The 26100-nt window shown below is 61.7% G+C and carries 27 protein-coding genes and 1 riboswitch; of the genes, 19 read left to right on the top strand and 8 right to left on the bottom strand.

The features are described 5' to 3' along the window. The first annotated feature begins 86 nt into the window (after positions 1 to 86). The 6 genes from QTL56_RS17340 (at position 87) to ptsN (ending at position 5176) form a co-directional block, all read left to right on the top strand. Positions 87 to 770, top strand: a complete 684-nt coding sequence (locus QTL56_RS17340; protein WP_245134410.1) for an LPS export ABC transporter periplasmic protein LptC — start codon at positions 87 to 89, stop codon at positions 768 to 770. Further along, positions 767 to 1318 carry an LptA/OstA family protein gene (locus QTL56_RS17335; protein WP_229573462.1) on the top strand — a complete coding sequence of 184 codons (552 nt, stop codon included), beginning with the start codon at positions 767 to 769 and terminating at the stop codon, positions 1316 to 1318. The genes QTL56_RS17340 and QTL56_RS17335 overlap by 4 nt, the downstream gene beginning before the upstream one ends. Positions 1319 to 1333: 15 nt before the next feature. Next, entirely contained in the window at positions 1334 to 2140 is an 807-nt protein-coding gene (lptB, locus tag QTL56_RS17330; protein ID WP_245135477.1) for an LPS export ABC transporter ATP-binding protein, read from the top strand. Between the two features lie 140 nt (positions 2141 to 2280). Continuing rightward, a complete protein-coding gene (gene rpoN, locus QTL56_RS17325) occupies positions 2281 to 3846 on the top strand; it encodes an RNA polymerase factor sigma-54 (RefSeq protein WP_245134408.1) in 1566 nt (521 codons plus the stop codon). A gap of 223 nt (positions 3847 to 4069) precedes the next feature. After that, entirely contained in the window at positions 4070 to 4645 is a 576-nt protein-coding gene (gene hpf / locus QTL56_RS17320) for a ribosome hibernation-promoting factor, HPF/YfiA family (protein WP_229573464.1), read from the top strand. Between the two features lie 66 nt (positions 4646 to 4711). Further along, a complete protein-coding gene (gene ptsN, locus QTL56_RS17315) occupies positions 4712 to 5176 on the top strand; it encodes a PTS IIA-like nitrogen regulatory protein PtsN (RefSeq protein ID WP_245134406.1) in 465 nt (154 codons plus the stop codon). A 77-nt stretch (positions 5177 to 5253) separates the two neighbouring features. Here the strand turns inward: ptsN and grpE are convergent, their stop codons facing one another. Both grpE and hrcA read right to left on the bottom strand, forming a co-directional pair. After that, positions 5254 to 5880: a nucleotide exchange factor GrpE gene (gene grpE / locus QTL56_RS17310; RefSeq protein WP_245134404.1), complete on the bottom strand. Its 627-nt coding sequence runs from the start codon at positions 5878 to 5880 to the stop codon at positions 5254 to 5256. A 103-nt stretch (positions 5881 to 5983) separates the two neighbouring features. Continuing rightward, positions 5984 to 7072 (bottom strand): heat-inducible transcriptional repressor HrcA, encoded by a 1089-nt coding sequence (hrcA, locus tag QTL56_RS17305; protein ID WP_229573467.1) that lies wholly within the window; start codon positions 7070 to 7072, stop codon positions 5984 to 5986. A gap of 171 nt (positions 7073 to 7243) precedes the next feature. Between hrcA and rph the strand changes: the two genes are divergently transcribed. From rph to hemW, 4 genes are read left to right on the top strand one after another with little or no spacing between them, the layout of a single operon-like run. After that, entirely contained in the window at positions 7244 to 7960 is a 717-nt protein-coding gene (gene rph, locus QTL56_RS17300) for a ribonuclease PH (protein ID WP_229573468.1), read from the top strand. A gap of 32 nt (positions 7961 to 7992) precedes the next feature. Continuing rightward, on the top strand, positions 7993 to 8406 hold the full coding sequence (locus tag QTL56_RS17295; RefSeq protein WP_245134402.1) for a VOC family protein: 414 nt from the start codon (positions 7993 to 7995) through the stop codon (positions 8404 to 8406). Positions 8407 to 8413: 7 nt separating this feature from the next. Further along, positions 8414 to 9058 (top strand): RdgB/HAM1 family non-canonical purine NTP pyrophosphatase, encoded by a 645-nt coding sequence (gene rdgB / locus QTL56_RS17290; RefSeq protein ID WP_245134400.1) that lies wholly within the window; start codon positions 8414 to 8416, stop codon positions 9056 to 9058. A 4-nt stretch (positions 9059 to 9062) separates the two neighbouring features. Continuing rightward, complete coding sequence (hemW, locus tag QTL56_RS17285; RefSeq protein ID WP_245134398.1) at positions 9063 to 10244, top strand: radical SAM family heme chaperone HemW; 1182 nt, start codon at positions 9063 to 9065, stop codon at positions 10242 to 10244. A 214-nt stretch (positions 10245 to 10458) separates the two neighbouring features. On the opposite strand, the gene dnaA is transcribed toward hemW, so the two are convergent. The 4 genes from dnaA to mutM form a co-directional block, all read right to left on the bottom strand. After that, on the bottom strand, positions 10459 to 12015 hold the full coding sequence (dnaA, locus tag QTL56_RS17280) for a chromosomal replication initiator protein DnaA (RefSeq protein WP_245134397.1): 1557 nt from the start codon (positions 12013 to 12015) through the stop codon (positions 10459 to 10461). A gap of 819 nt (positions 12016 to 12834) precedes the next feature. Further along, a complete protein-coding gene (gene rpsT / locus QTL56_RS17275; protein WP_229573473.1) occupies positions 12835 to 13101 on the bottom strand; it encodes a 30S ribosomal protein S20 in 267 nt (88 codons plus the stop codon). 190 nt (positions 13102 to 13291) lie between these two features. Further along, entirely contained in the window at positions 13292 to 14065 is a 774-nt protein-coding gene (locus QTL56_RS17270; protein ID WP_229573474.1) for an enoyl-CoA hydratase, read from the bottom strand. Between the two features lie 28 nt (positions 14066 to 14093). Further along, positions 14094 to 14984, bottom strand: coding sequence for a bifunctional DNA-formamidopyrimidine glycosylase/DNA-(apurinic or apyrimidinic site) lyase (gene mutM / locus QTL56_RS17265; RefSeq protein ID WP_245134395.1), 891 nt, complete (start codon positions 14982 to 14984; stop codon positions 14094 to 14096). 137 nt (positions 14985 to 15121) lie between these two features. On the opposite strand from mutM, the gene ubiE reads away from it, so the two are divergent. The 7 genes from ubiE to QTL56_RS17230 all read left to right on the top strand — a co-directional run bounded on the left by ubiE (position 15122) and on the right by QTL56_RS17230 (position 22232). Then, positions 15122 to 15898 carry a bifunctional demethylmenaquinone methyltransferase/2-methoxy-6-polyprenyl-1,4-benzoquinol methylase UbiE gene (gene ubiE / locus QTL56_RS17260; protein WP_229573476.1) on the top strand — a complete coding sequence of 259 codons (777 nt, stop codon included), beginning with the start codon at positions 15122 to 15124 and terminating at the stop codon, positions 15896 to 15898. A gap of 5 nt (positions 15899 to 15903) precedes the next feature. Next, on the top strand, positions 15904 to 17478 hold the full coding sequence (ubiB, locus tag QTL56_RS17255; protein WP_245134393.1) for a 2-polyprenylphenol 6-hydroxylase: 1575 nt from the start codon (positions 15904 to 15906) through the stop codon (positions 17476 to 17478). Positions 17479 to 17593: 115 nt separating this feature from the next. After that, positions 17594 to 19081: a sensor histidine kinase gene (locus tag QTL56_RS17250; protein WP_229573478.1), complete on the top strand. Its 1488-nt coding sequence runs from the start codon at positions 17594 to 17596 to the stop codon at positions 19079 to 19081. 2 nt (positions 19082 to 19083) lie between these two features. After that, entirely contained in the window at positions 19084 to 19521 is a 438-nt protein-coding gene (locus QTL56_RS17245) for a response regulator (RefSeq protein ID WP_229573479.1), read from the top strand. 16 nt (positions 19522 to 19537) lie between these two features. After that, complete coding sequence (locus QTL56_RS17240) at positions 19538 to 20578, top strand: response regulator (RefSeq protein ID WP_245134391.1); 1041 nt, start codon at positions 19538 to 19540, stop codon at positions 20576 to 20578. An 89-nt stretch (positions 20579 to 20667) separates the two neighbouring features. Beyond that, a complete protein-coding gene (coaBC, locus tag QTL56_RS17235; RefSeq protein WP_245134388.1) occupies positions 20668 to 21882 on the top strand; it encodes a bifunctional phosphopantothenoylcysteine decarboxylase/phosphopantothenate--cysteine ligase CoaBC in 1215 nt (404 codons plus the stop codon). Continuing rightward, on the top strand, positions 21879 to 22232 hold the full coding sequence (locus QTL56_RS17230; RefSeq protein ID WP_245134387.1) for an MmcQ/YjbR family DNA-binding protein: 354 nt from the start codon (positions 21879 to 21881) through the stop codon (positions 22230 to 22232). Before coaBC ends, QTL56_RS17230 begins: the two co-directional genes overlap by 4 nt. A 9-nt stretch (positions 22233 to 22241) precedes the next feature. On the opposite strand, the gene QTL56_RS17225 is transcribed toward QTL56_RS17230, so the two are convergent. Next, the gene (locus QTL56_RS17225) at positions 22242 to 23066 is read right to left on the bottom strand and encodes a class II glutamine amidotransferase (RefSeq protein WP_229573483.1); all 825 of its coding nucleotides are present in this window, start codon (positions 23064 to 23066) and stop codon (positions 22242 to 22244) included. Between the two features lie 242 nt (positions 23067 to 23308). Here QTL56_RS17225 and QTL56_RS17220 point away from each other — a divergent pair, with 242 nt between their 5' ends. Beyond that, entirely contained in the window at positions 23309 to 24220 is a 912-nt protein-coding gene (locus QTL56_RS17220; RefSeq protein WP_245134385.1) for a pirin family protein, read from the top strand. Positions 24221 to 24299: 79 nt separating this feature from the next. Here QTL56_RS17220 and thiD read toward each other — a convergent pair whose 3' ends face one another. Further along, positions 24300 to 25127: a bifunctional hydroxymethylpyrimidine kinase/phosphomethylpyrimidine kinase gene (thiD, locus tag QTL56_RS17215; protein WP_245134382.1), complete on the bottom strand. Its 828-nt coding sequence runs from the start codon at positions 25125 to 25127 to the stop codon at positions 24300 to 24302. A gap of 50 nt (positions 25128 to 25177) precedes the next feature. Further along, positions 25178 to 25274: riboswitch (TPP riboswitch) on the bottom strand. Between the two features lie 176 nt (positions 25275 to 25450). Between thiD and QTL56_RS17210 the strand changes: the two genes are divergently transcribed. Then, a complete protein-coding gene (locus QTL56_RS17210) occupies positions 25451 to 26068 on the top strand; it encodes an HAD-IA family hydrolase (protein ID WP_289393569.1) in 618 nt (205 codons plus the stop codon). Positions 26069 to 26100 lie beyond the last annotated feature (32 nt).

The raw sequence follows: 26100 nt of genomic DNA, 5'->3' as shown, positions 1-26100 counted from the left end.
ATATTGGCAACAACCGGAAGACATGCGAAACGACCAATACGATGGATCGGCTGCGGTCGCCATCCTTGAAGAACGGGTTCCTGTTAATGCTGCAATCGATTCATGACGGCCTGCCGACCACCGGCCACGGGGCAGGTGCGGATGCCTACCGGAAGGCGATGAGCCACTCCCGGCGGGTCAAAAGGCTGCGCGTTATCCTGCCGGTCGTCGCGCTCGCGGTCACGCTCGTATTCATGGCGGTTTCGGTCGTCAGAAGCCTGATGCCGGAAGAATTGCAGATCGAATCCGCCAAGATCGAAGATGGCAAGGTCGTGATGGAAAAGCCGGCGATCGCCGGGCGTAATTCCGAAGGTGTCCGGTATTCACTGCGGGCCGAACGCGCCCTGCAGGATATAAAGAATCCCAACATGATCACGCTGGAGACGATCGCGGCCGCAGTGCCTGTCAATGACACTGTGCTTGCCCGCGTCGTGGCGACGAGCGGTATCTTCGACCGGGCTGCCAACCTGCTCAATCTCGACAAGCCGTTCACGCTCAACCTGAGCAGCGGCATCGATGCCCAGTTCGGCTCCGCCAATCTCGACATTGCCGGGGGCACGATGAAGACGAATGACCCGGTCGCGATCCAGACCAAAGGCGCGTCGATTGTTGCGAACTCGCTCGAGATGAAGGATAAGGGGCGAACCATGATTTTCACGGGCGCCGTCAAGTTGAATATCGAGCCGTCCGCCATCCGCAGCAATCGGTCAATGGAAGCCGCCCAGCCATGATTTACCGCTCCTTCGCCAAGATTTCCCTCGCTGGCTTCCTCCTCGTTTCGGCAAGCGGCCTGACCGCGGTCGCCTCGGCCCAGACGACGAATAGCCAGATGAATGGCCTGAAGTTGTCCAACGACCAGCCGATCCAGATCGAAAGCGATGCGCTCGAGATCCGCGAACAGGAGAAGAAGGCTTTCTTCACCGGCAATGTTAAGGTGGTCCAGGGCACAACGACCCTTCAGGCCGGCGCCATGACGGTTCTCTATCGCGGCGAAGGCACAACGGTCACACAGGGCAATGCCGACATCGAAAAGATCGATGTGACGGGTAAGGTCTTCCTGCAGTCGGAAACGCAGCAGGCGACGGCCGACAAGGGCTATTTCGACATGACGAAGCAGGTCTTCGTGCTCGAAGGCGAGCGCGTGGTGCTGTCAGAAGGGCAAAACGTCTTCGTCGGCTGCAAGCTCACCGTCCAGATGAATTCTGGCCAGGCCAAGCTCGATAGCTGCGGCCGGCGCGTCCAGATCCAGCTCGACCCCAAGTCCCAGCAGAGCAACTGACGGGTCGGCGTGAACGTGCAAATTCCCTTCCTTAGAAAGACAAAGCAGGCCAGCAAGGCGGCTGCCCCGGCCGGCCTGCCGGGCGACAAGGCGCGCTATGAAGGCACGCTCATCGCCCATGGGCTGACCAAAAGCTATAATTCGCGCCGCGTCGTGAACGGCGCATCGCTTGTGGTGCGTCGCGGTGAGGCCGTGGGCCTGCTTGGTCCGAATGGCGCCGGCAAGACGACGTGTTTCTACATGATCACTGGCCTTGTGCCGGTCGATGCCGGAACGATTTCGATCAACGGCAATGATGTGACGTCTATGCCGATGTATCGGCGCGCGCGTCTCGGCGTCGGCTACCTGCCCCAGGAAGCCTCGATCTTCCGCGGCTTGACCGTCGAAGACAATATTCGTGCGGTTCTCGAAGTGCATGTCTCGGACAAGCGCAAGCGCGAAGCGAAGCTCGACGAGCTGCTGTCGGAGTTTCACATCGAAAAGCTGCGCAAGTCGCCTGCCGTGGCGCTTTCGGGTGGTGAACGCCGCCGTCTCGAGATCGCCCGCGCGCTTGCCACAGACCCGACCTTCATGCTGCTCGACGAACCCTTCGCCGGCGTCGACCCGATCTCGGTCTCCGACATCCAGAACCTCGTGCGGCACCTGACGGCCCGCGGCATCGGCGTTTTGATCACGGACCACAATGTGCGGGAAACGCTCGGCCTGATCGACCGTGCCTATATCATCCATGCGGGCGAAGTGCTCACCCACGGACGGGCCAACGACATCGTCAACAATGCCGATGTGCGCCGCCTCTATCTCGGCGACAAGTTCAGCCTTTGAGGCCAGGACGAAGAAAACGAAGCCCAGCCCGCTCCTGCGGCTTGACCAAAGTAAAATAAAAAGCAATTTTTGGGCCAAGTCGATTATCCCGCCATCAATGGCGGGGCTGCGGGGGAATGTAGGGGAGTCGAACGTCCGCCATGGCCTTATCCGCCAACCTATTCCTGCGACAGAGCCAGTCGCTGGTGATGACCCCACAGCTGATGCAATCAATTCAGCTGCTGCAGATGACTCACCTCGAACTGATGCAGTTCATCTCTCAGGAAGTGGAGCGCAATCCGCTGCTCGAAATGGCGGCAGATGATGGAGATTTGGGCGGCGAGATACCGGACAATGCCGACCGACACGGGAGCGCCAGCCAGCAGGAGGCACCTGCTGACGACATGGCAGCGGCACCGTCGCTCGACAGCGACTGGTACGAGCATGGCGCCACCGAACGGCTGAGCGACCGACTGGATACGAATTACGACACGGCGTTTGCCGATGAGGGCTCAGCGCAACGCCCTGATGCTCCCGAACTGCTCGGACAGTGGAAGTCGATGCCGGGCCAATCCGGCGAGGGAAGCGAAGGCTTCGACCTCGATGACTTCGTCGCGGGCCAGATCAGTCTGCGCGACCACCTGAACCAGCAGGTGCCCTTCGCACTCACCTCGCCCCCGGATCAGCTGCTCGCGGCCGTACTGATCGACCATCTCGACGAAGCCGGCTATCTGCGCGCGGATCTCGCCGAGATTTCCGCACGACTTGGCATTTCGCTGGCCGATATCGAAGCTGCGTTGAAGACCCTTCAGACGCTCGAACCGGCAGGTGTGTTTGCACGCTCGCTGAGCGAGTGCCTGACGATCCAGCTTCAACAGCGGGACCGTTACGATCCGGCCATGGCCGGGCTCATTGACAATCTGGACCTGCTTGCCAAGCGCGACTTTGCAACGCTGAAGAAGATTTGTGCCGTCGACGAGGAAGACCTCATCGACATGCTGGCGGAAATCCGCAAGCTCAACCCCAAGCCCGGCAGCCCGTTCGAACATTCGATAAGCGAATCAGTGACACCGGACATCGTGGTCCGCCCCGACGGTCAGGGCGGCTGGCGGGTGGAACTGAACCCGGATGCGCTTCCCCGAGTGCTCGTGAACCATAGCTACATGGCAGCCGTCGGGCGACGGGGCGCCTCCAAAGACACGCCGGACCAGGCCTTCATGTCGGAATGCATGCAGAATGCAAACTGGCTGACCCGAAGCCTCGACCAGCGCGCGCGCACCATCACCAAGGTCGCGGCCGAGATCGTGCGGCAGCAGTCGGCCTTTCTCGATCATGGCGTCGATCACTTGCGCCCGCTCAATCTGAAGACGGTGGCGGATGCGATCAAGATGCACGAGTCGACCGTCAGCCGCGTCACGACAAACAAATACATGATGACGCCGCGCGGGCTGTTCGAGCTGAAATATTTCTTCAGCGTCTCCATCGCCTCGGCCGAGGGCGGTGACAGTCACTCCGCGGAATCCGTGCGGCACAGGATCCGCGCCCTGATCACCCAGGAAAGCCCCGAGGCCGTGCTTTCCGACGATGACATCGTCGATCAGTTGAAGTCTGGCGGCGTAGACCTCGCCCGTCGCACGGTAGCGAAATACCGAGAGTCAATGAACATCCCCTCCTCCGTGCAGAGACGCCGGGAAAAGCGGGCGATGGCGAAGATTTCGGCCGGCTGAACGCCGCCTTCCCGACGCAAAGATTAACAGGAGATTGACTCTTCTCCCGAGGGCGGCTAGAAGCGCGCCGCAATCGACAGCGCACACTGTCGCTCAGGGGAAAGTGCCCTGGACTACGCCCGACAAACGAAGGCACAGACTGACCGAACCGCTCGAAAAGCTTGGACGCGGACGTCGCTTGGCGTAAAATGGATATGCAACCAATCATAAGAAGGGAAACTCCATGAGTGTGCGTGTATCCGGCAAGCAGATGGAAATCGGTGAAACTTTCCGCCAGCGGATCGAAGACCGAATCCAGGATGCGGTTACCAAATACTTCGACGGAGGGTATTCCGGGCAAGTGGTCGTCACGAAGTCGCAGTCGCGCTTCGCCGCCGATTGCCTGGTGCATCTTGATACCGGCGCAAACCTGCATGCAGCAGGCGAGGCCAATGATCCTCAAGTGGCCTTCGACACCGCGTGTGAACGCGTCGAGAAGCGCCTGCGACGCTACAAGCGCAAGCTGAAGGATCACCACGCCGGGGAAGCACAGAACCCGTCGATCGAGGTGGCCTACACGGTCATGGATTCCGTAGACGACGAGCATGATGAAGTGCCGGACGATTTTTCGCCGACAATCGTTGCGGAAAGCACGAAGCAACTGCGCACCATGTCGGTGGCGACCGCCGTGATGGCACTCGACATGACCGACGAACCCGTTCTTCTGTTCAGAAGCCCGGGAAAAGAACAATTGAATATCGTTTATCGTCGGAATGACGGTAATATCGGGTGGATCGATTCCGCCAACATCAAAGGCTGAAGATCGGAAGGGCGACTGTCTTTTGCAGTCGCCCGCTCCTCGATCCGAGGCATGAAGGACATTGATATGGCATTGGCAGATTTGCTGCAGCAGGATGCTGTCGTACCTACACTCCGGGTGAACTCCAAGAAGCAACTGCTTCAGGAACTTGCGGCCAAAGCTTCCAAGCTCACCGACATTCCGGAACGGGAAATATTCGACGTCATCCTGCAGCGCGAGCGGCTCGGCTCGACCGGCGTCGGCAACGGGATTGCCATCCCCCATGGAAAACTGAACAAGATCAACAAGATCACCGGGATCTTCGCGCGTCTTGAGACGCCCGTGGATTTCGAGGCTCTGGACGACCAGCCGGTTGATCTGGTCTTCCTTCTCCTGGCCCCCGAAGGTGCTGGTGCGGATCACTTGAAAGCGCTATCTCGGATCGCCCGTGTCCTGCGCGATCAGGATCTCGTGGCCAAGCTGCGGGCGACGGAATCGGCGTCGGCTATCTACACCTTCCTCAACGAGGAACAGGCGTCGAACGCCGCCTGATACCCTCAGCTCTCAAAGATGAGCCAAAAAAAAGCGCCCCAGGAGGCGCTTTTTGATTCAAGGCCGTTCTTTGCCTGTCACGCCTTCGAGGCGTCATCGGTTGAGGCTTCCGTCTTTGGGCCGCCCTTGGCGACGCCGACCATGGCCGGCCGCAGGACCCGCTCGCCGATGGCGTAACCTGCCTGAACGACCTGAACCACCGTGTTGTTTGCGACATTCGGGTTGGGAACCTCGAACATGGCCTGGTGGAAATTCGGGTCGAACTTCTGGCCTTCCGCCTCGATCTTGCGAACGCCATGACGCTCCAGGGTCGAGAGCATGCCCCGCTCCGTCATTTCAACGCCCTCGATCAGGGCCGTCCACGCTGCATCCGCTGCAGCACGGGCCTCGTCGGGCAAGGTCTCGATGGCGCGGCGCAGGTTGTCGGACACCGAAAGCATGTCCCGTGCGAAACCCGTGACCGCATAGGACTTGGCATCCTTGATCTCGCGATCGGTGCGGCGACGAAGATTGTCCATCTCGGCTGCGAGCCTCAGGAAGCGATCGCGCAGGTCGGCGTTCTCCGCCTTCAACGCCTCGACAGGATCAGGCTGCTGCTCAGCGGAGGCCTCTCCTTCGTCTGCAACCTGCCCTTCGGGGGTCGCGGTTCCTTCTGCCTCGAGGGCTGCCGCGTCAGGTCCGTTCTTGTTGGTTTCTTCGGTCATGACGTTCTCCGGATAATGTCTCGTTTTCGAAGCTCAAGGTTTCGAATGCGTGCCCGATATCAGGGTTTGGCGCGAAAAAATCAAGGGTTTGCAGGGAAATTGCTCACCGCTGGCCGCGCGATAGCCTGGCCATGAGCTGCGCGGTGTAATCGACCATGGGAACGATGCGCGAATAATTGAGGCGCGTGGGTCCAATAACGCCGACAGCACCGACGATGCGATCTTCGCCGTCACGATAGGGTGCGACGATCAAAGACGAGCCGGACAGCGAGAAAAGCTTGTTTTCCGAGCCGATGAAGATCCGCACACCCGGCCCGGTCTCCGCCAGATCGAGGATTTCGATCAGGCTTTCCTTGCGTTCGAGGTCATCGAAGAGGAGCCGCAGCCGGTCGATGTCGTCTGAACCGACCAGCCCTTCGAGGAGATTGGCCCGGCCGCGCACGATGAGCCGCGCCGGCTGTTTGTCTGCAACCTCGCCCGACCAGACCGCGAGCCCGCGCTCGACGAGATCGCGCGACAGCGTATCAAGCTCGCTCGCGACCTGCGTCTTGAGCTTCTCGATCTGGCTGCGCAATTCCCGCATCGTCTGGCCTGCCAGATTGGCATTGAGGAAATTGGCCGCTTCCGTCAGCTGCGACGCGGTCACGCCGGCCGGAAGGTCGATGATGCGGTTTTCGATCTGGTTGTGCTCGCCGACAAGAACTGCGAGCGCCTTGGTCGGCTCCAGCCGGATGAATTCGACATGCTTCAGGATCGGGTCGTTCTTGGACGAAATGACAAGGCCTGCACCGCGCGAAAGCCCGGACAGCATGCGGCTCGCCTCGGTGAGCATGGCTTCCATCGGCTGGTCGGCGCTGGTCGGCCGGATCTGCCGTTCGATCTCGTCGCGCTCGCCATCCGAGAGATCGCCGACCTGCATGAAGGCATCGACGAAAAAACGCAGGCCGGCTTGCGTCGGCAGGCGCCCGGCGCTGACATGCGGCGCATAGATTAGGCCGAGATCCTCGAGATCGCTCATGACATTGCGCACAGAGGCCGGCGAAAGCGACATCGGGAGGAGACGCGAAAGACTGCGGGAGCCGAGCGGATCGCCCGAGTCGAGATAGGTCTCGACGATACGGCGAAACACTTCCCTTGAACGATCGTCCAGGGAGGCGGAAACGTCTGCGACGGTCGTCTTCAGTGATGCCATTGGCGGAGCGGACTGGATCTCAGATGTTTCATGACGGAAATATAGTCACAGCGCACGGGATGACCAAGGAATAAATCGCGTCCGGCGCGCCACTGCGCGCCGCGACATGGTTTTTCTTTGCAAATACGCAGCTCCCTCCTTAGAAGGCAACAGACAACCCAGGAGATTGCAATGCGGCCATCCGGCAGAAAAACCGATCAAATGCGCAAGGTTTCGTTCGAGCGCAACTTTTCCAAGCATGCGGAAGGCTCCTGCCTGGTCAAATTCGGCGATACGCATGTGCTGTGCACGGCAAGCCTCGAAGACAAGACCCCGCCGTGGCTGCGCAATTCGGGCAAGGGCTGGGTGACGGCCGAATACGGCATGCTGCCGCGCGCCACCGGCGACCGCATGCGCCGCGAGGCCTCCGCCGGCAAGCAGAGCGGCCGCACGCAGGAAATCCAGCGGCTGATCGGTCGCTCGCTGCGCGCTGTCGTCGATCTGGAAGCGCTCGGCGAGCGGCAGATCTCGATCGACTGCGACGTCATTCAGGCCGATGGCGGCACGCGCACTGCGGCGATTACCGGCGCGTGGATCGCGCTGCATGATTGCCTGAAGTGGATGGAAACCCGCAGCATGATCAAGGTCGAGAAGGTCCTGAAGGACCATATCGCGGCCGTCTCCTGCGGCATCTTCGCAACCCAGCCGGTGATCGACCTCGATTATCTGGAAGACTCGGCAGCCGAGACGGATGCCAATTTCGTCATGACCGGAACCGGCGGCATCGTCGAGATCCAGGGCACGGCCGAAGGCAAGCCATTCAGCCAGGACGAGTTTCTGATCCTGCTCGGCCTCGCCCGCAACGGGATCGACGAACTGGTCGCCCTGCAGAAGCAGGCGATCGGCTGAGACCTCGGGACTGAGGCGAAGAGGCCGGGCGGATGGCAGGGGAGATCGAAGGCGTTCTGGAAGCGGCGCTCTATGCGTCCGACCTCGACGCCGCCGAGCATTTCTATGGCGCCGTACTGGGCCTGGAACGCATCGCACGGCATGACGATCGGCACATCTTCTTCCGCTGCGGGCAGACGGTGGTGCTGATCTTCAATGCGGCGGAGACGGCAAAGCCCGCGCCAGCAGGGTCGCTGCCGGTTCCGGCACATGGCACGAGCGGCGCGGGTCACCTGTGTTTCCGCGTATCCGGCGATGCACTCGACGCCATGGTGGCACGGTTGATTTCCGCCGGGATCACCATCGAATCCGATTTCCGCTGGCCCAGTGGCGCCCGCTCGATCTATTTCCGCGATCCCGCCGGCAACAGCCTGGAATGCGCCGAACCGAAACTCTGGAATCTCTGAGGACCGCATGCGCAAGCTTGATACCCGCACCATCGTCGTCGCCAGCCACAATGCCGGCAAGATCGCCGAGATCGCCGACCTGATCGGCCCCTTCGGCTTTTCCGCCAAGTCGGCCAAGGACCTCAACTTCGTCGAACCGGATGAAACCGGCACGACCTTCGAGGAAAATGCCGCGATCAAGGCGCTGGCCTCAGCCAAGGCGTCTGGCCTGCCAGCCCTCTCCGACGACAGCGGCCTCGTCATCGATGCACTCGACGGCGCGCCCGGCGTCTACACGGCCAACTGGGCCGAACGCGAGGATGGCAGTCGCGACTTTGCCATGGCGATGGAAAAGGTCGAGACAGCACTTGCAGAACGCGACGCTTCTGATCCGGCGAAACGGAGCTGCCGCTTTGTCAGCGTGCTCTGCCTCGCCTGGCCCGATGGCCATACCGAATTCTTCCGGGGCGAGGTCGAGGGCACCGTTGCCTGGCCGCCGCGTGGGTCCGCCGGCTTCGGCTATGACCCGATCTTCCAGCCGGAAGGCCATGAGCGCACCTTCGGCGAGATGACCGCGGACGAGAAGCATGGCTGGAAACCGGGCGATGCAGCAGCGCTGTCGCACCGCGCACGTGCCTTCAAGCTCTTCGTCGAAACCTGCCTGGAGGCGTGACCCCTTGACCGACCGGTCCTTCACGCTTCTACCTGATACGGGAGAACCCGGCTTCGGCGTCTATGTGCATTGGCCCTTCTGCGCGGCCAAATGCCCTTACTGCGACTTCAACAGCCATGTACGCCACCAGCCCGTGGATCAGGCTCGCTTTGTCTCGGCATTCCTCGCCGAGATGAAGGCGATCAGGGCGCTCTCCGGGCCGAAGACGGTCACCAGCGTTTTCATGGGCGGTGGCACGCCCTCGTTGATGGATCCCGCGACGGTCGGCGCCATCCTTGATGGGATTGCCGCCAACTGGCACATGCCCGATGGCATCGAAATCACGATGGAGGCCAATCCCTCCAGCGTCGAGGCGACCCGCTTTCACGGCTACCGGGCTGCCGGCGTCAACCGCGTCTCGCTCGGTGTGCAGGCGCTGAACGATCCTGACCTGCGCTTTCTCGGCCGACTGCATGACGTCGCTGATGCGCTGAAAGCCATCCGGCTGGCGCGCGAGATCTTTCCGCGCATGTCCTTCGACCTGATCTATGCCAGGCCCAACCAGACGGTGGAGGGATGGGAGCGTGAACTGAAGGAAGCCATGTCCTATGCCGTCGACCATCTGTCGCTCTACCAGCTGACCATCGAGGAGGGCACGGCCTTCTACGGCCTGCACAAGGCCGGCAAGCTGATCGTGCCCGATGACGAACATGCGGCAACGCTTTACGAGGCGACGCAGGAGATTACCGCGCGCGAGGGGCTTCCGGCCTATGAGGTGTCGAACCATGCCCGCCCGGGTGCCGAGAGCCGGCACAACCTCACCTACTGGCGCTACGGCGACTATGCCGGCGTCGGTCCGGGAGCGCATGGGCGTTTGACGCAAGGGCGGACGAAGATCGCGACGGTGGCCGAACGGCATCCGGAAACCTGGCTTTCTGCCGTCGAGCAGAATGGCCACGGGATGATCGAACGCGAAGAGCTCGATCACGAGGCGCAGGCCGACGAATTGCTTCTGATGGGGCTTCGCCTGCGCGAGGGCGTCGATCTCGCCCGGTGGCAGCAGCTTTCCGGTCGCGATCCCGATCCCGACAAGGAGCAGTTCCTGCTGGAGCAGGGCTTCATCGAGCGGCTGGGCAATTCGAGGCTTCGGGTAACACCAACCGGGATGCTGATCCTCAACGCCGTCGTCGCAGACCTCGCCTGCTGAGGAAGAGCGCCTGGCGGAACGCGGGAATACAGCCTCATCGTTGACTGCGGGCTATGCTGAAATGAAACTTCTGGAAAGTTGAGATCGCCCGTCTCATCTGGATCGTAACCCCGAGATCATCGCGATCGTCCGCGTCTGACCGCGTCCGGATACGGAAAGGCCACCAAGAGCCCGTTTCGGGATCTCGGTGGCCTCAAAGTCTGCGGTTTTTCGCTTATTCGTTGATCAGGCGACGCAGGAGTTCAATCTCCTGCGACAGCTTCTGGTCGGCCGAGATCAGCTCTTCGATCTTGCGAACCGCATGCAAAACCGTCGTGTGGTCACGACCGCCGAAGCGGCGACCGATCTCCGGGAAGGAGCGCGGGGTCAGCGTCTTCGACAGATACATGGCGATCTGGCGCGGCTTGACGATGACGCGGGTGCGGCGGTTGGACACCAGTTCCTGGCGCGAAACATTGTAGTGACGAGCGACGACGCGCTGGATGTCCTCGATGCGCACGCGCTTCTGATCGCCCGCGCCGACAAGATGGGCGAGCAGTTCATCGACGCGTTCGATCGACAGGTTCGGCTCGAAGGAACGGCGGAACAGAAGCTGGTTGAAGGCACCTTCCAGGTCGCGGCCGCTGCTGGTGATGTTGCGCGCAACATGTTCCAGGATCTCGGCGGGAATGTCGATCGAAGCGTCATCCTTGCGGACGACTTCCAGGCGCGACTTCATCATGTCGAGACGCATATCGTAGTCAGGCGCTTCCATTTCGATGGCAACGCCACCCTGGAGACGCGAACGAACACGCGGGTCAAGCGATTCCAGTTCCCAGGGCGCACGGTCGGCGGCGACGACGACCTGCTTTGCGCTGTCAAGCAGCATGTTGAGCAGATGGCAGAACTCGTGCTGGATCATCTTGCCCTGCAGGAACTGCATGTCGTCGATGATCAGGAGGTCGATGTTGCGCAGCGAGTCCTTCAGCGTGAGGGCATCGTTGTCGCGGATGGCGGTGGCAAAGCGCCACATGAAATATTCGGCGGTCAGATAGACCACGCGCGGCGCGCGCGGGCTGTGCACTGCGGCATTGGCGATCGCCTGCAACAGATGCGTCTTGCCGAGACCGACGGAGGAATGAATGAAGAGCGGGTTGAAGCGTACGGCGCCAGCGCCGGCTTCGGCGATGGTTTTGGCGGCCGCGAGTGCTACCCGGTTCGACGCGCCTTCGACAAAACCATCGAAGGTGTAGCGGCTGTCGAGCGGCGAGCCGAAGAGCGGGCTTGCCGTGCTTGTCGCGCGGCCCGTGACCGACGACGGACCGGGCGGCGAGGCGATCTGGCCGATGCCCTGCGGACTTGTCTTGCGCGCTGTGGTCTGCTGGGGTGCGGGCTCGGAACCCACCTGACGCTCGTCCATGATCGGGCCGCGGGTGTTGCGGCTGGCGGTGCGGACCATGATCTCGATCTTCAGGATCGACGGATCCTCCGCCTGGAAGATCGACGTGATCAGATCCAGGTAGCGGTTATTGATCCAGGACTTCAGGAAGGTCGTGGGAACCGTCAGCCGAACCACGCTCTTGGAAGCCGAATGCAGCTTAAGGCGGGCGAACCAGCTCTGGTAGACATCAACCCCGACCTGCGCCTTCAGTCTTTTGCTGAAGCGGTCGAAGAGGTCGCTATGTGTCATTCCGGCATTCTCTCCTGCTCCGTCGGAGCACGCGACGCCAAGCGCCGACTGTGCATTGTCCCCGTTTACCAACGCACTGGCCGTCATCGAGTTCATGTGCATATTGCCGCCTTCCAAAATCATTCCTGGTGTAGGGCGCTTCAATGCTCGCCCGACAGCCGCTTCATCTCGCGCCGACCCCGAAGGATCGACAGTCCCCAGACGCATCACAAGGGTGCTTCAGCCGAAAGCACCCGCATGACTTGCCCCTCGCCCCCTCAAGACGATGGTCGTCCCTTGTCCCCCGAACCGCATCCTCGACATGCGGCTCGTAATTCTCCGGCCCGATCTGCAATGCTGCAGACAAGACACAAATCCTCATCGCGCGGAGACGACTACGTCTCCGATGCAACGCCGAACACTTTATGATAAAACGGAATGGAAACACTCCGCTCCGGCAAGGGTAGACTGGTCCAGACCACATTGCTGCCGTCCGAGCCGTCGTTTCGGAGGTTTCCCTGCCCCCTTGCTGGAGGCCATTAAGGCAGGATCAAATGGCAAGATCAACCGGGATTTTTACGCAAACTCCGGCGGCGGCCATTGACTCTTGGTACTTCATTTTTGCGTCACATTCGGTCGAAAAAGAAATGCTTTTGAATCAAGGAGATTCATGGCCGGCGGCAAAATGGACCTCCGGCAGAGCAGAAAAATAAAAAATCTCTTGACTCACAAGGCGCCCAACTTCCCCCGGCGGAAAGTGGAGGCGAAGCTGACGACCTCTCTCAAGCCAATGTAATGATTGGGTATTTTATGTCATGCGACTGACAAGTAAGCTTGTTTCACCGCATTACAATGCGCCAGCTCAACACCGCCGAAACGGAAACGACGAAAAGCCCGGCGAAACGCCAGGCTCTTCAGAAAATGTCGAAACAGTGTCTAAAATTAGACAGCCAGGGCCTTCACACGAGCGGCGAGACGCGAAATCTTGCGCGATGCCGTGTTGGCGTGAACTACGCCCTTGGTGGCGGCGCGCTGGATCTCCGGCTGGGCAGCCTGAAGTGCATCCTTGGCAACCGAAGCGTCACCAGAAGCGATGGCTTCTTCGACCTTGCGGATGAAACCACGGACCCGCGAACGACGAGCCTTATTGACTGCAGTGCGGCGAGCGATCTTGCGGGTCGCCTTTTTCGCCGAAGAAGTGTTGGCCATGGATGCCTCTCTCGAAATTCAAACCAAAGCCCACCATCGCCGCGTCGGGTCGTTGCGACCTGCCATACCAGCACTTGGGGAGCTGCTTCATGAGAAAGCGCAATGGCTTTCCCAACCGTGGGCGGGCATATAGCGGGAAAGCGCGAATGCGTCAACGCGGATTCGACAGGAATCGCGCCCTCCCTTGCGCTTATCTGTTCCGGAAGGCCGGCTTGCGCTTCTCAACGAAGGCGGCCATGCCCTCCTTCTGGTCTTCGGTGGCGAAGAGAGAATGGAACAGGCGGCGCTCGAAGCGCAACCCCTCCGTCAGAGTCTGCTCGAAAGCCCGGTTGACCGCCTCCTTGGTCATCATGACGGATGGCAGCGAGTAGGACGCGATCTTTGCCGCCGCTTCCAGCGCCTCGTCGAGCAAGCGCTCCGGTTCGACCACGCGGGCGACGAGGCCGGCGCTTTCTGCCTCGATCGCATCCATCATCCGGCCGGTCAGGCAAAGATCCATGGCCTTGGCCTTGCCAACTGCGCGGGTAAGGCGCTGCGAGCCTCCCATGCCGGGCATGACGCCGAGCGTGATCTCGGGCTGGCCAAACTTCGCGCTCTTCGAGGCGATGATAAAGTCGCACATCATGGCGAGCTCGCAGCCACCACCGAGCGCGAAGCCGGACACGGCCGCAATGAAAGGCTTGCTGAAGCCGGCGATCGCATCCCAGCCGCTGATAAAATTGCCGGTATAGACGTCAACGAAATCGAGCGACTGCATTTCCTTGATGTCGGCACCCGCCGCAAAGGCCTTTTCCGAACCGGTGAGCACGACGGCACCGATCGCGGCATCGGCCTGCAGCTCGGCCAGAAGCTGCCCGAGCTCGCGCATGACGGTGGAATTCAGGGCGTTCAGCGCCTGGGGCCGGTTGAGGGTGATCAACGCCACCCGATCGCGGCGTTCGATCAACAGGGTTTCATATGACATGGCTTCCTCACTTGCGCGGCCCTTGGCCTCATTTCTGGCAGGCCCGACAATAGAATGTAGAGCGGCCCGATTGAACTATTCTTTCGACGGTACCCTGGCAACCATCCGAGAGGCAGGGCTTGCCTTCCCGGTCGTAGGTCCGGAAGGAATGCTGGAAATAGCCCAGCGTGCCGTCTGCCTGGATATGGTCACGCAATGACGAGCCGCCTGCCTGGATCGCATCCGCAATGACCTCGCGGATCGCGTCGGTCAGCACGGCGAGCTCCGCCTTGGGCCTGCCTTTTGCCGTCACCAGTGTGGATACCTTGCGGGTGGGTGAGAGATGCGAGCGCCAGAGCGCCTCGCAGACATAGATATTGCCGAGACCAGCAATCACTTTCTGGTCCAGCAGAGCGCTTTTCAGCGGCTGGCTGCGACCGGCGAAACGCGTGGCCAGATAGTCGGCGGAGAGCCGGTTGCCGACCGGCTCGGGACCGAGATCGCGGAAGGCCGGATAAGTGTCGAGTTCGGAGCGCGCCATCAGCTCCATGAAGCCGAAACGGCGCGGGTCATTATAGACGACACGGACGACGCCTTCCGGGCGGTCGAGATGGAAGACGACGTGGTCGTGCTTTTCGTCCTTGCTGCGCTCGTGGTGGAAGACGCCGGGCAGATTTGCCCCCTCCTCCGCCTCGATGCGGAAAGAGCCGGACATGCCGAGATGGGCAATGATCGTCAGGTCGTCTTCGAAATCGATCAGCAGGTACTTTGCCCGACGCGACAAGGCGAGGATCCGGCGTCCTTCTACCCTTGCGGCAAAATCGCGCGGCAGGGGAAAGCGCAGATCCGGGCGCCGAAGCTCCAGGCGCTGCAATCTGGCGCCTTCCATGGCGGGTGCCAGACCGCGTCTGACTGTCTCAACCTCTGGCAATTCCGGCATTTCAGCCCATCTTTCTGTTTGAAGCGCCTGTTTTACGGTCTATAGACCAGCCTTGAAGCCGGTGTCCTGCGCAGATAGCGCGTGAGAGCCCTTTTCGCTATGGTCCGCCCGACCTGTCCGTTACGTGGAGTGAACCGATGACTGCAAGCCGCATTTCCGCCGAGGGTGGCATGGAAACCTCCTATGGCTTCCGCCAGGTCGACGAGCAGGAAAAGCAGGGTCTGGTCAACGAGGTCTTCCACAAGGTGGCCAAGCGCTACGACATCATGAACGACGTGATGTCGGCCGGTCTGCACCGCGTCTGGAAGGATGCGATGGTGGCGGCCCTCAATCCGCGCAAGGATCCGAATTACAAGATCCTCGACGTTGCCGGCGGCACGGGCGACATCGCGTTTCGCATTGTCGAAGCCTCGAACCGCTTGGCCCATGCAACCGTGCTCGACATCAATGGCTCGATGCTCGGCGTCGGCGCCGAGCGGGCAGAAAAGAAGGGGCTCTCCCCCAACCTCACCTTCGTCGAGGCCAATGCCGAAAGCCTTCCTTTCGAAGACAAGAGCTTTGACGCCTATACGATTGCGTTCGGCATCCGCAACGTGCCGCATATCGACGTGGCGCTGTCGGAAGCGTTCCGGGTATTGAAGCGCGGTGGACGACTGCTGGTGCTGGAATTCTCCGAAGTGGAGATGCCGCTGCTCGACAAGGTCTACGACGCCTGGTCGTTCAATGCGATCCCGCGCTTTGGCAAGATGATTACCGGCGATGCCGAGCCCTATCAGTATCTCGTGGAATCGATCCGCAAGTTTCCCAACCAGCCGGATTTCGCCCGGATGATCGAACGGGCCGGTTTCGCCAACGTGCGCTACACCAACTATACCGGCGGGATCGCAGCCCTGCATTCCGGCTGGAAGATCTGAGGCGCATGAGCACGATCGGTGCATATTTCCGACTGGCGCGGGTCGGCTGGGTGCTGGTGCGGGAAGGCGTCGTGGCGGCGCTGCCATCAGAAGGTTTGCCTCCCCTCGTCGGCTTCGCCAAGGCGGCCGTGGCTCCGCTTGCCCGCAGCCGAGCCAAATCCGTCGACCGGGCCGATCGACTGGCCAATGCGGTCGCGCGGCTGGGCCCTTCCTATGTGAAGATCGGCCAGTTTCTCGCAACCCGACCGGATGTCGTCGGCGCGGATTTCGCCGAGGATCTGTCGGGCCTTCAGGACCGCATGGCATTCTTCCCGACCGAAGCAGCCAGAGCCACGATCCGTGAGTCTCTTGGCCGGACGATTGAAGATCTCTACACGCGCTTCGACGAGCCGATTGCTGCCGCATCGATTGCGCAGGTGCATCCGGCCGAGGTGGACACACCGGAGGGACGGCGCAAGGTGGCCGTGAAGGTGATCCGCCCCGGCGTGCGCAAGCGCTTCGCCGCCGATCTCGAGGCCATGTATCTGGTGGCGCATCTGCAGGAGCGTTTCCTGCCGCATACCCGACGGCTGAGACCGGTCGAGGTGACCAGGACGCTCGAGCAGACCACCAAGGTCGAAATGGATCTGCGGCTCGAGGCCGCTGCCCTTTCGGAAATTGCCGAGAATACCAAGGAGGATCCCGGGTTCCGCGTCCCCACAGTGGACTGGGAGCGGACAGGACGCGACGTCGTCACCATGGAATGGATCGACGGCATCAAGATGTCGGATGTCGAAGGACTTCTGGCCGCCGGGCACGACCTTGATGCGCTGGCCGACACGCTGATCCAGTCCTTCCTGCGCCATACGCTTCGTGACGGCTTCTTCCATGCCGACATGCATCCCGGCAATCTCTTCGTGGATCCCGCTGGCATGATTGTCGCGGTCGACATGGGCATTGCCGGGCGTCTGGGCAAGAAGGAGCGCCGCTTCCTCGCCGAGATCCTCTATGGCTTCATTACCCGCGACTACATGCGCGTGGCGGAGGTCCATTTCGAGGCGGGCTACGTTCCATCGCACCACAATGTCGCGAGCTTCGCCCAGGCGATCCGGGCGATCGGCGAGCCGATCCACGGACAACCGGCAGAGACCATCTCGATGGGCAAGCTGCTGACGCTGCTGTTCGAGGTCACCGAAATCTTCGACATGGAAACACGTCCGGAACTCGTGATGCTGCAGAAGACCATGGTTGTGGTCGAGGGTGTCTCGCGCATCCTCAATCCTCGTTTCAACATGTGGAAGGCCGCAGAACCCGTCGTTTCGCACTGGATCCGCGACAATCTCGGGCCTAAGCGGATCGCGACCGACCTGAAGGATGGCGCGAAGGCGGCCCTGAGGCTGGCCGAGGCGCTGCCGGAGATCGCGGCCAAGACCGAAAAGCTGCATGGCGAAATCGTGCGCATGAGCGAGGAAGGGCTTCGCTTTGACGCCGACACGGCCGAGCGTATCGGACGTGCGGAGGCCCGGCACACACGGTTCGGCCGGGCGGCGCTCTGGGTCATTGCTGCGGCTGCCGTCGTGATTGCGGTCCAGGTCTCCTGATCTCACGCCCAAACGTCGCCCGCTTGGACCAAATTTTCTTGATGTCTTGATGGAACAATGCCGCACAAGCGGCGTTGCAACGGCATTATGCTTTCTTTGTTCCCTCAGGAGCACCATGTCTGCCACCCAAACCGGCTTCGTTCGGTCCACGCTGCTCTTTCTCCTGATCGGCACCGGAATTCTCATCGGGATCATCGTCGCGACCCTTGGTCTCGTCGAGCGCACGCGCTCGACTTTCGACTACATCCTGCAGGAGCGCAGCATCCGTCGCATGTCGGCCGACCTGATGCAGAAGCTGACGGATGCCGAGACCGGCCAGCGCGGCTTCGTCATCACACGCGACGAGCTGTTCCTGCAGCCCTATGAAGGCGCCACCGCCGAGATCCGGGACGACCTGGCACAGCTTGGCGAAGCCGTGAAGGATCGGCCGATCAAAGCCGCGCAGATGGCTGAGCTGCGCGACAGGGTCCGCAGCAAGCTGGACGAGATGGGGCAGACAATCAATCTCGTGCGGAGCGGCGAGCCGGATCAGGCCATCGAGCTCGTCCAGAGCGATGTCGGCCGCGAGTTGATGGATGACATCCGCGAGATACTCGATCGGTTCAAGGAACTGTCCGACGCCAATGTCGAAAGCGGAACCCAGGACCAACTTGCCGCCACACAACAGCTTCAATGGATCACCATCGGTGGCGGCATCGCCATTATCGCCGTCATGGGCGGCGCGCTCCTCGTCGTCGCGCAACATGTCCGGGCGCTTGCGTCCTCCCGCCGCGAGGTGGAAGTCCTGAACGAAGGCCTCGAGGCGCGCGTTGCAGAACGCACCGAGGACCTGATGCAGGCCAACCAGGAAATTCAGCGTTTCGCCTATATCGTGACCCACGACCTGCGTGCGCCGCTGGTCAACATCATGGGCTTCACGGCGGAACTGGATGCTTCGCTGAAGGCGTTGCAGGCCTATGTGCTGAACGACGGCAAAGCCATATCGGAGGAGCAGATCCACGAGGCGCGGCTGGCGGCGGCCGAGGACCTGCCGGAAGCAATCGGCTTCATTCGTTCGTCAACGAAGAAGATGGACGGCCTGATCAACGCCATCCTCAAGATTTCCCGCGACGGCCGGCGCCAGCTGAAGCCCGAGATCGTGGAACTGCAACCGATGCTGGAGACCATCACCGCGAGCGTCTATCATCAGATCAGTGAGAGCGACGGAAACATCGACCTCGACATCAAGGCGCCCCGCCTCAACACCGACCGGCTTTCGGTCGAACAGATTCTCGGTAACCTTTTCGACAATGCGATAAAGTACAAGCATCCGGATCGGCCTTTGGCCCTCGCTGTCCGAACCGCGCCCGAAGGGCGGCTCATGGTTCGGATCGAAGTGGAGGACAATGGCCGTGGCATTGCAGAACAGGATCACGAACGCATCTTCGAACTCTTCCGGCGGTCCGGCCATCAGGACCAGTCCGGCGAAGGCATCGGTCTCGCCCATGTCCGCTCGCTTGCGCGCAACCTGGGTGGGGAGATCACGGTTCGGTCCCGCCTAGGGAAGGGATCGACCTTCGTACTGCGACTGCCATCTGATCTGTCACGCTTGGTACGGAGTTGAATATGAAAGCCGTGGGTAAAGAAGTCACCATCATCATGGTTGAAGACGACGAGGGTCACGCCCGTCTCATCGAGAAGAACGTGCGGCGCGCCGGCGTGCACAACGAGATCATCCCGTTTACCAACGGGACCGCGGCGCTCGACTACGTTCTTGGAAAGGATCGCAGCGGCAAGGCCTCGGAAGATCGTTACCTTCTGATCCTGCTCGACCTCAATCTACCGGACATGTCGGGCACCGATATTCTCGACCAGATCAAATCCAATCCGCATACGCGGCGGCTGCCGGTCGTCATCCTCACCACGACGGATGACGAGCGGGAGATCCAGCGGTGCTATGACCTCGGGGCCAATGTCTATATTACCAAACCCGTCGATTACGACAATTTCGCCAACGCGATCCGCCAGCTCGGTCTCTTCTTCTCCGTCATGCAGATCCCATGACCGCGGATCAGCGTCGATGAGATTCCGTGTCCTCTACATCGACGATGATGCGGCCATCGCGCGGCTGGTGCAGAAGCATCTGGGTCGGCTGGGGCACGAAGTGTCCCATGCCGAAAACCCAACAACGGCGCTCGAGCGGATGCACAGCGAGGGCTTCGACGTCGTCGTGCTCGACCATTATCTGCGACACGGCACAGGCCACGAAGTTCTCGCGCAGATGCGCGAGAGCAAGGTCGATTTGCCCGTCGTCTATGTCACGGGCTCCAACGAGGCCCAGGTTGCGATCGAGGCGATCAAGGCTGGCGCGGCCGACTATGTGATCAAGACGGTCAGTGACGACTTCCTTTCCCTGCTGACGAGCGCCATCGAGCAGTCCGTCGCCAATGCCCAGTTGCGGGCGGCCAAGGCGAAGGCTGACGAAGAGATCCGGCTTGGCAAGGAAAGGGCGGAGGCGCTGCTTGCCGAAGTCAATCACCGTGTTGCCAATTCGCTGGCGCTCGTGGCGAGCCTTCTCCGACTGCAGATCTCGAGTGCCCGCAGCGAGGAGGTCAAGGCGGAACTCGCCGAAACCCAGGCGCGGATCTCGGCGATCGCCGGCATGCATCGCAGCCTCTATACGTCCGACGACGTCAGCAAGGTCGAACTCGACCGTTATCTCAATCGCCTGACAGTCGAGCTCTACAATTCGTTGCACAGCGCCGAAAGGCCGATCCGTCTGCTCCTCGATGCCGATCCGATCACGCTGACCGCCGACAAGGCCGTATCCGTCGGCATGGTGGTCACGGAACTCGTCACCAATGCCTTCAAATATGCTTATCCCCAGGGGCAGAGTGGGGACATCCGGGTGACGCTCAAGACGATCTCGGGCGAGGAGGCGATACTGCGCGTGGAGGACGATGGCGTAGGCATCGATCCCGATTGCGCGCCGAAGGGCACAGGGCTCGGCAGTCGCATCGTCAAGTCGATGGCCGCAACGCTCGGGACGGGGCTGCGTTACCTTGAAACCGAGCGCGGGACTGTCGCGGAGGTGCCGCTCCGCCTCGGCACGAATGGTTGATCCGCTCCGTTTACCAGTCTTGTTCTTCAAGCATTTTCCACCCGCAGAATTTGCGCTAGGGTCCGGCCGACAGAAAGGGGTCCCTTTGCATGACCTTGGCCGGAAAGCGTATTTTGCTGATAATCGCGGGCGGTATCGCCGCCTATAAGAGCCTCGACCTCATTCGCAGGCTTCGCGAGCGCGGTGCTGACGTGCGCCCGATCATGACGCGAGGGGCGCAGGAATTTGTCACACCGCTCGCCGTGGGCGCCCTCTCGGCCTCCCATGTCTATACCGAACTTTTCTCCCGCGAAGACGAACAGGATGTGGGCCACATCCGGCTGGCGCGGGAATGTGATCTCGTGCTCGTCGCGCCCGCCACCGCTGACCTGATGGCGAAGATGGCGAACGGACTTGCCGACGATCTGGCCTCGACCGTATTGCTCGCGACTGATCGCCCTGTGCTGATCGCGCCTGCGATGAACCCGAAAATGTGGTCCCATGCGGCCACACGGCGGAATTTTTCCGTGCTCCAGCGCGACGGGATCCAGGCGATCGGGCCAATGGAAGGCGAGATGGCTGAGAGTGGCGAACGCGGGCGCGGACGCATAGCCGAACCGCTGGAGGTCGTCGCCCGCGTTGAGGATCTGCTTTCGGGACCCAGGCCCCTCGCCGGGCTGAAGGCGGTCGTCACCTCCGGGCCGACACATGAGCCGATCGATCCCGTGCGCTACATCGCAAACCGCTCCTCCGGCAAGCAGGGACATGCGATCGCGGCGGCACTGGCCCGGCTTGGTGCGGACGTGACCCTCGTCTCAGGGCCTGTGATCATTCCCGACCCCGAGGGCGTTCGGACAGTGCATGTCGAGCGCGCCGAAGAGATGCGCGATGCCGTGATTTCCACGCTGCCGGTCGATATAGCGGTCATGGTCGCTGCCGTGGCCGATTGGCGGGTGGCGGCCTCGGCGGAGAGGAAGATCAAGAAGCAGCCCGGCGAGGCGCCGCCACCGCTGCAGCTCGCCGAAAACCCCGATATTTTGAAAACAATCGGACACCACCCCGAGCGCCCGCGCCTCGTCGTCGGCTTTGCTGCCGAGACGGAAAATGTCGAGGACAATGGTCGGGCCAAACTCGAGCGCAAGGGTGCCGACCTGATCGTCGCCAATGATGTCTCCCCCGAAACCGGCGTGATGGGTGGCGACCGTAACCGGGTTCGCCTTATCTCGCATGATGGAGTCGAGGCATGGCCCGATCTCACCAAGAGCGAAGTGGCCGAGCGACTGGCGATGTGGATCGCCACCCAGATCGGGGGAACCGGCGCATGAGTCTTTTCGACCGGGACGGATTCGAGGCGCTCGTGCGGAGCCTGCCAGGAACCAGCCTTGTCGACCAGTGGGATGCCCGAGTGGCCAAGGTGGGCGACAAGGTCTTCACACTGCTGACCGATGTCGAACGGCGGATCTGCTTCAAGGTAAGCGAGGAAAGCTTCGAAATCCTGACGGCACTCGGTGGCGTGGCGCAGGCTCCCTACTTCGCCAAGCGCAAATGGGTGACGCTCGATCCGGAGACGGAACTCGCTGCAGCAGAGATAGCAGAGTACATCCGCCGCTCGCATCGCTTGGTGGCCGGTGGCCTGACCAGGAAGCTGCGGGCAGAACTGGGGATCCCAGTTTGACGGGAGAGGTTAGCCGGCCATAGCGGGCTGGCGTACCTGATCGAGCCTGATGCGTTCGACCTGCGGCTTGAACTCAGCGGCATCCAGCCCGTTTCCATTAAGGATCACGGCACTGCCGGCCGTGATTTCCACCCAGGTGTCGGTCTCGTCGTTCAGGGGTTCCGAGACGAGGCAGTAGCTTCCCTTCGGCCCCATGGGGGCGGCATAGAGCGTGGGGGCGTGCTCGTCGGTGGAGTAGCGTACCGCATAGAGCGTCTCGCCGTCGGAAAAAGCCGCCGTCAGGCGAATCCTGGCCTCGCCGGTCAAATGCAGGCTGATCTGCTCGACAAAGCCGACGGCCTCGCTCATGGCGGCGATCGGGCGCTCCCGCAGACCAAACTGCAGGGCGAGCAGGAAGAGGAGTTCGCTGTCGGTGGTGCCGACACGGGCGTGGAAATGTTCGTCGTCCAGCATGCCTTCCATGGGGCGGCGGATGCGGTCGAAATTGTCGATCTGGCCATTGTGCATGAAGGACCAGTTTCCATGCACGAAGGGATGGCAATTGTCGCGACGCGTCGCGCCATGGGTCGCGGCGCGCACATGGGCGAGAAAGAGCGGCGAACGGATCTGGCGGGCAAGGCTCTTCAGATTGCAGTCGGACCAGGCGGGGAGAACATCGCGGAACCGGCCGGGCTCGGGGCGATCACCATACCAGGCGATGCCGAAACCATCGGCATTGGTCGCAGTTTTCGCGCGTGTTGCGCAATGGGATTGCTCGATCAGGGAATGAGCGGGCGAGGTGACGAGCTCCTCCAGGAAGATCGGAACTCCGCGATAGGCTGCCCAGCGACACATATGTCCTTACATCTCCCAATCCGCCAAACCACCGACGACTTTCACCCAGTCTTGGCTCGAATGGCTAACGATTTGCAAACGTCACTGCCTTCATGACAGATATTTATCCGGGCCGGCAATGGCTTTTCGCAGTGCAACACGAGCAAAAGTGAACACTGCGTTGCCTTTGGCGCTCCTCCGCAGCCTCCTCCGATCGTCTATACTGGCTGCAACCGAAGCCTTTCGTTCCGAGGAGATCCCCGATGTCCATACGTCCCGTCAAACATGAGAGCCGCGCCACGCCGACCATGGAAGGCGCCGGCGTCAAGCTGCACCGCGTCTTCGGCTTCGGCGATCCTGACATGACCGATCCGTTCCTGATGATGGACGACTTCCGCAACGACACGCCGAGCGATTATGTCCGCGGCTTTCCGTGGCATCCGCATCGCGGCATCGAGACGATCACCTATGTGCTTGCCGGAACTGTCGAGCATGGCGACAGCCTGGGCAATCAAGGTATGCTGGGCGCCGGGGACCTGCAGTGGATGACGGCCGGTAGCGGGATCCTGCATCAGGAAATGCCAAAGGGCGATTTCGCCGGCCGCATGCACGGTTTCCAGCTCTGGGCCAACCTGCCCTCGTCGCTGAAGATGACGAAGCCGCGCTATCAGGACATCAAGTCGGCCGACATTCCGGTCGTCGTGGACGATGACGGGACTTCGGTCCGTGTCATCTCCGGCGAATTCTGGGGCAAGAACGGCCCGGTCGACGGGATTGCCGCCGAACCGGTCTATCTCGACATTTCGGTGCCGCCGGGCAAGCGCAAGTCCTTCCCGGTCGATACCTATCGCTCGGCATTTGCCTATATCTTCGCCGGCTCCGGGTCGTTCCGCGATGCGTCGACGCCCTTCGGCGTCAAGGTCGAGAAGGAGTATCTGGGCGAAGAGCTGAATATCCGCGACCTCTCCGGAAACCGCACGCTCGTCGTCTTCGACACCGGCGACGAGATTACCGTGCAGGCGGGCGAGCAGGGTATCCGCTTCCTTCTCGTGACCGGCAAGCCGATCAAGGAGCCCGTCGCCTGGCACGGGCCGATCGTGATGAACACCCGCGAAGAGCTGATGCAGGCGATGAAGGAGCTGCAGAACGGAACCTTTATCAAGGCCGAGCATTAAACCCGGCAGTCAAGTTCACCTTGCCCGGCGGCACTCCACCGCCGGGCCTTCTTTTTTTGTAGATCCCGTCTCCCAGCCATCAACTCTGCCCAGTGACCTCCCACAGGGCGTGGAAATGGTGGACCGGGCCATGCCCCGAACCGACGGACAGTTGACCCGAAGTCCGGACCGCGTCTCCGAGCCAGGCCTTGGCGAGCCTCACAGCCTCCGGTGTTTCGAGGCCCTTCGCCAGTTCGGCGGCCAGGGCGCTCGACAGGGAACAGCCCGTGCCATGGGTGTTGCGCGTAGGGATGCGATCGGCCTCAAACCACGTCACGGCTCCCCCGACCACCAACACGTCGGGGCTTTCCTGGCCCGGCAGATGGCCACCCTTGACGAGGACGGCCTCCGGGCCAAGGCCCGTCAGCCTGATGGCCTGGGACTCCACGATCCGCCGGTCGCAGGCTTCGGGGTCGCCGAGCAGAGCCGCGGCCTCCGGCAGGTTGGGCGTGAGCAGTGTGGCCAGCGGCAGGAGCTCGTTCGTCAGCGCGTCGATCGCCTCCGGGTCGAGCAGAGCGGCCCCTCCCTTGGCGATCATGACGGGATCAAGCACGATGGGGATGCCGCGATGAGGCCTCAGCATATCGGCGACCGCGCGCGCGATGCCGGAGTTGGCAATCATGCCGATCTTCACCGCATCGACGCGAATATCGGCAAAGACCATGCGGATCTGCTCTGCCACGAAGCCGGGATCGAGCGGCATGACGGCCGAGACCCCTCTCGTATTCTGCGCGGTCAGCGCGGTAATGACGGCCATGCCGTAACAACCGCGCGCGGAGAAGGCCTTGAGGTCCGCCTGGATGCCGGCACCCCCGGAGGGGTCGGAGCCGGCAATGGTGAGCACGTTGCGGATGGGGGACGATGGCATCTCGGCTTCTCCTTTGCGGGTGGAGAAGCGACGGGCAGACGCAGAGAGCCCGCGGCACCCGAGCGACTCCCTCCGCCAGCATGATCTGGTTCAGGTTCAAAGGGTCCTTCTCAGCCCGGCTTTCGCCGGACGCCCCTGTCTCTCGAGGTCGAGACTAGGCGAGAGTGGTGTCTCTGTCACTCATCTCTTGCCGATTTAAGTGTTTGTAGGCTTGGCCCGGAGCAGCTAGGGAGCCTCATCGCGCATTGGACCAGAGGAGCCACGCCTTGCATCATTCCCCCGACAGGCTTTTCGACCGCTCCTATGACGCTTTTCTCTTCGACATGGACGGGACGCTGCTCAACTCCATCGCCGCTGCCGAACGGGTCTGGAGCCGCTGGGCGCTGAGGCATGGTCTCGATCTCGAGACCTTCCTGCCCTTCATGCACGGCAAGCGTGGAATCGACACGATCAGCGCGCTGAACCTGCCCGGCATCGACGTCGTGCAGGAAGCTCTGGAGATCGAGCGCGGCGAAATCGAGGATCTCGACGGCGTTGTTCCCATTTCGGGTGCCATCGCCTTTCTGAAAAGCCTGCCTGCGGAGCGCTGGGCAATCGTGACCTCGGCGCCTTCCGCCCTTGCGCGTGCCCGCATCGGTGCTGCCGGCCTGCCACAACCGCTGCAAATCGTGACGGCCGAGGATGTGAAGATCGGCAAACCCGATCCGGCCGGCTACCGCCTCGGCGCGCAGAAGCTTGGCGTCGATCCGTCCCGCTGCCTGGTCTTCGAGGATGTGCTGGCTGGCGTCAGGGCCGGAGAAGCGGCAGGGGCCGATGTCGCCGTCGTCACGGCCACCCACGCCCAGCCGCTCGAGACATCACATCCGACCATCGAAAGCTATGAACGCCTGCGGATCGACTTCCAGCCATCGTCAGGGCTGCGGATCGCTCCGGCAATTTGACCGACCGAGAAGCAGGTGGCGAGCCAGCGCCG

The sequence above is a fragment of the Peteryoungia algae genome (assembly GCF_030369675.1).
GTDB classification, from domain to species: domain Bacteria; phylum Pseudomonadota; class Alphaproteobacteria; order Rhizobiales; family Rhizobiaceae; genus Allorhizobium; species Allorhizobium algae.
Note: the sequence above shows the minus strand (reverse complement) of the source record. Positions and strands in the feature narration are given on the sequence as shown.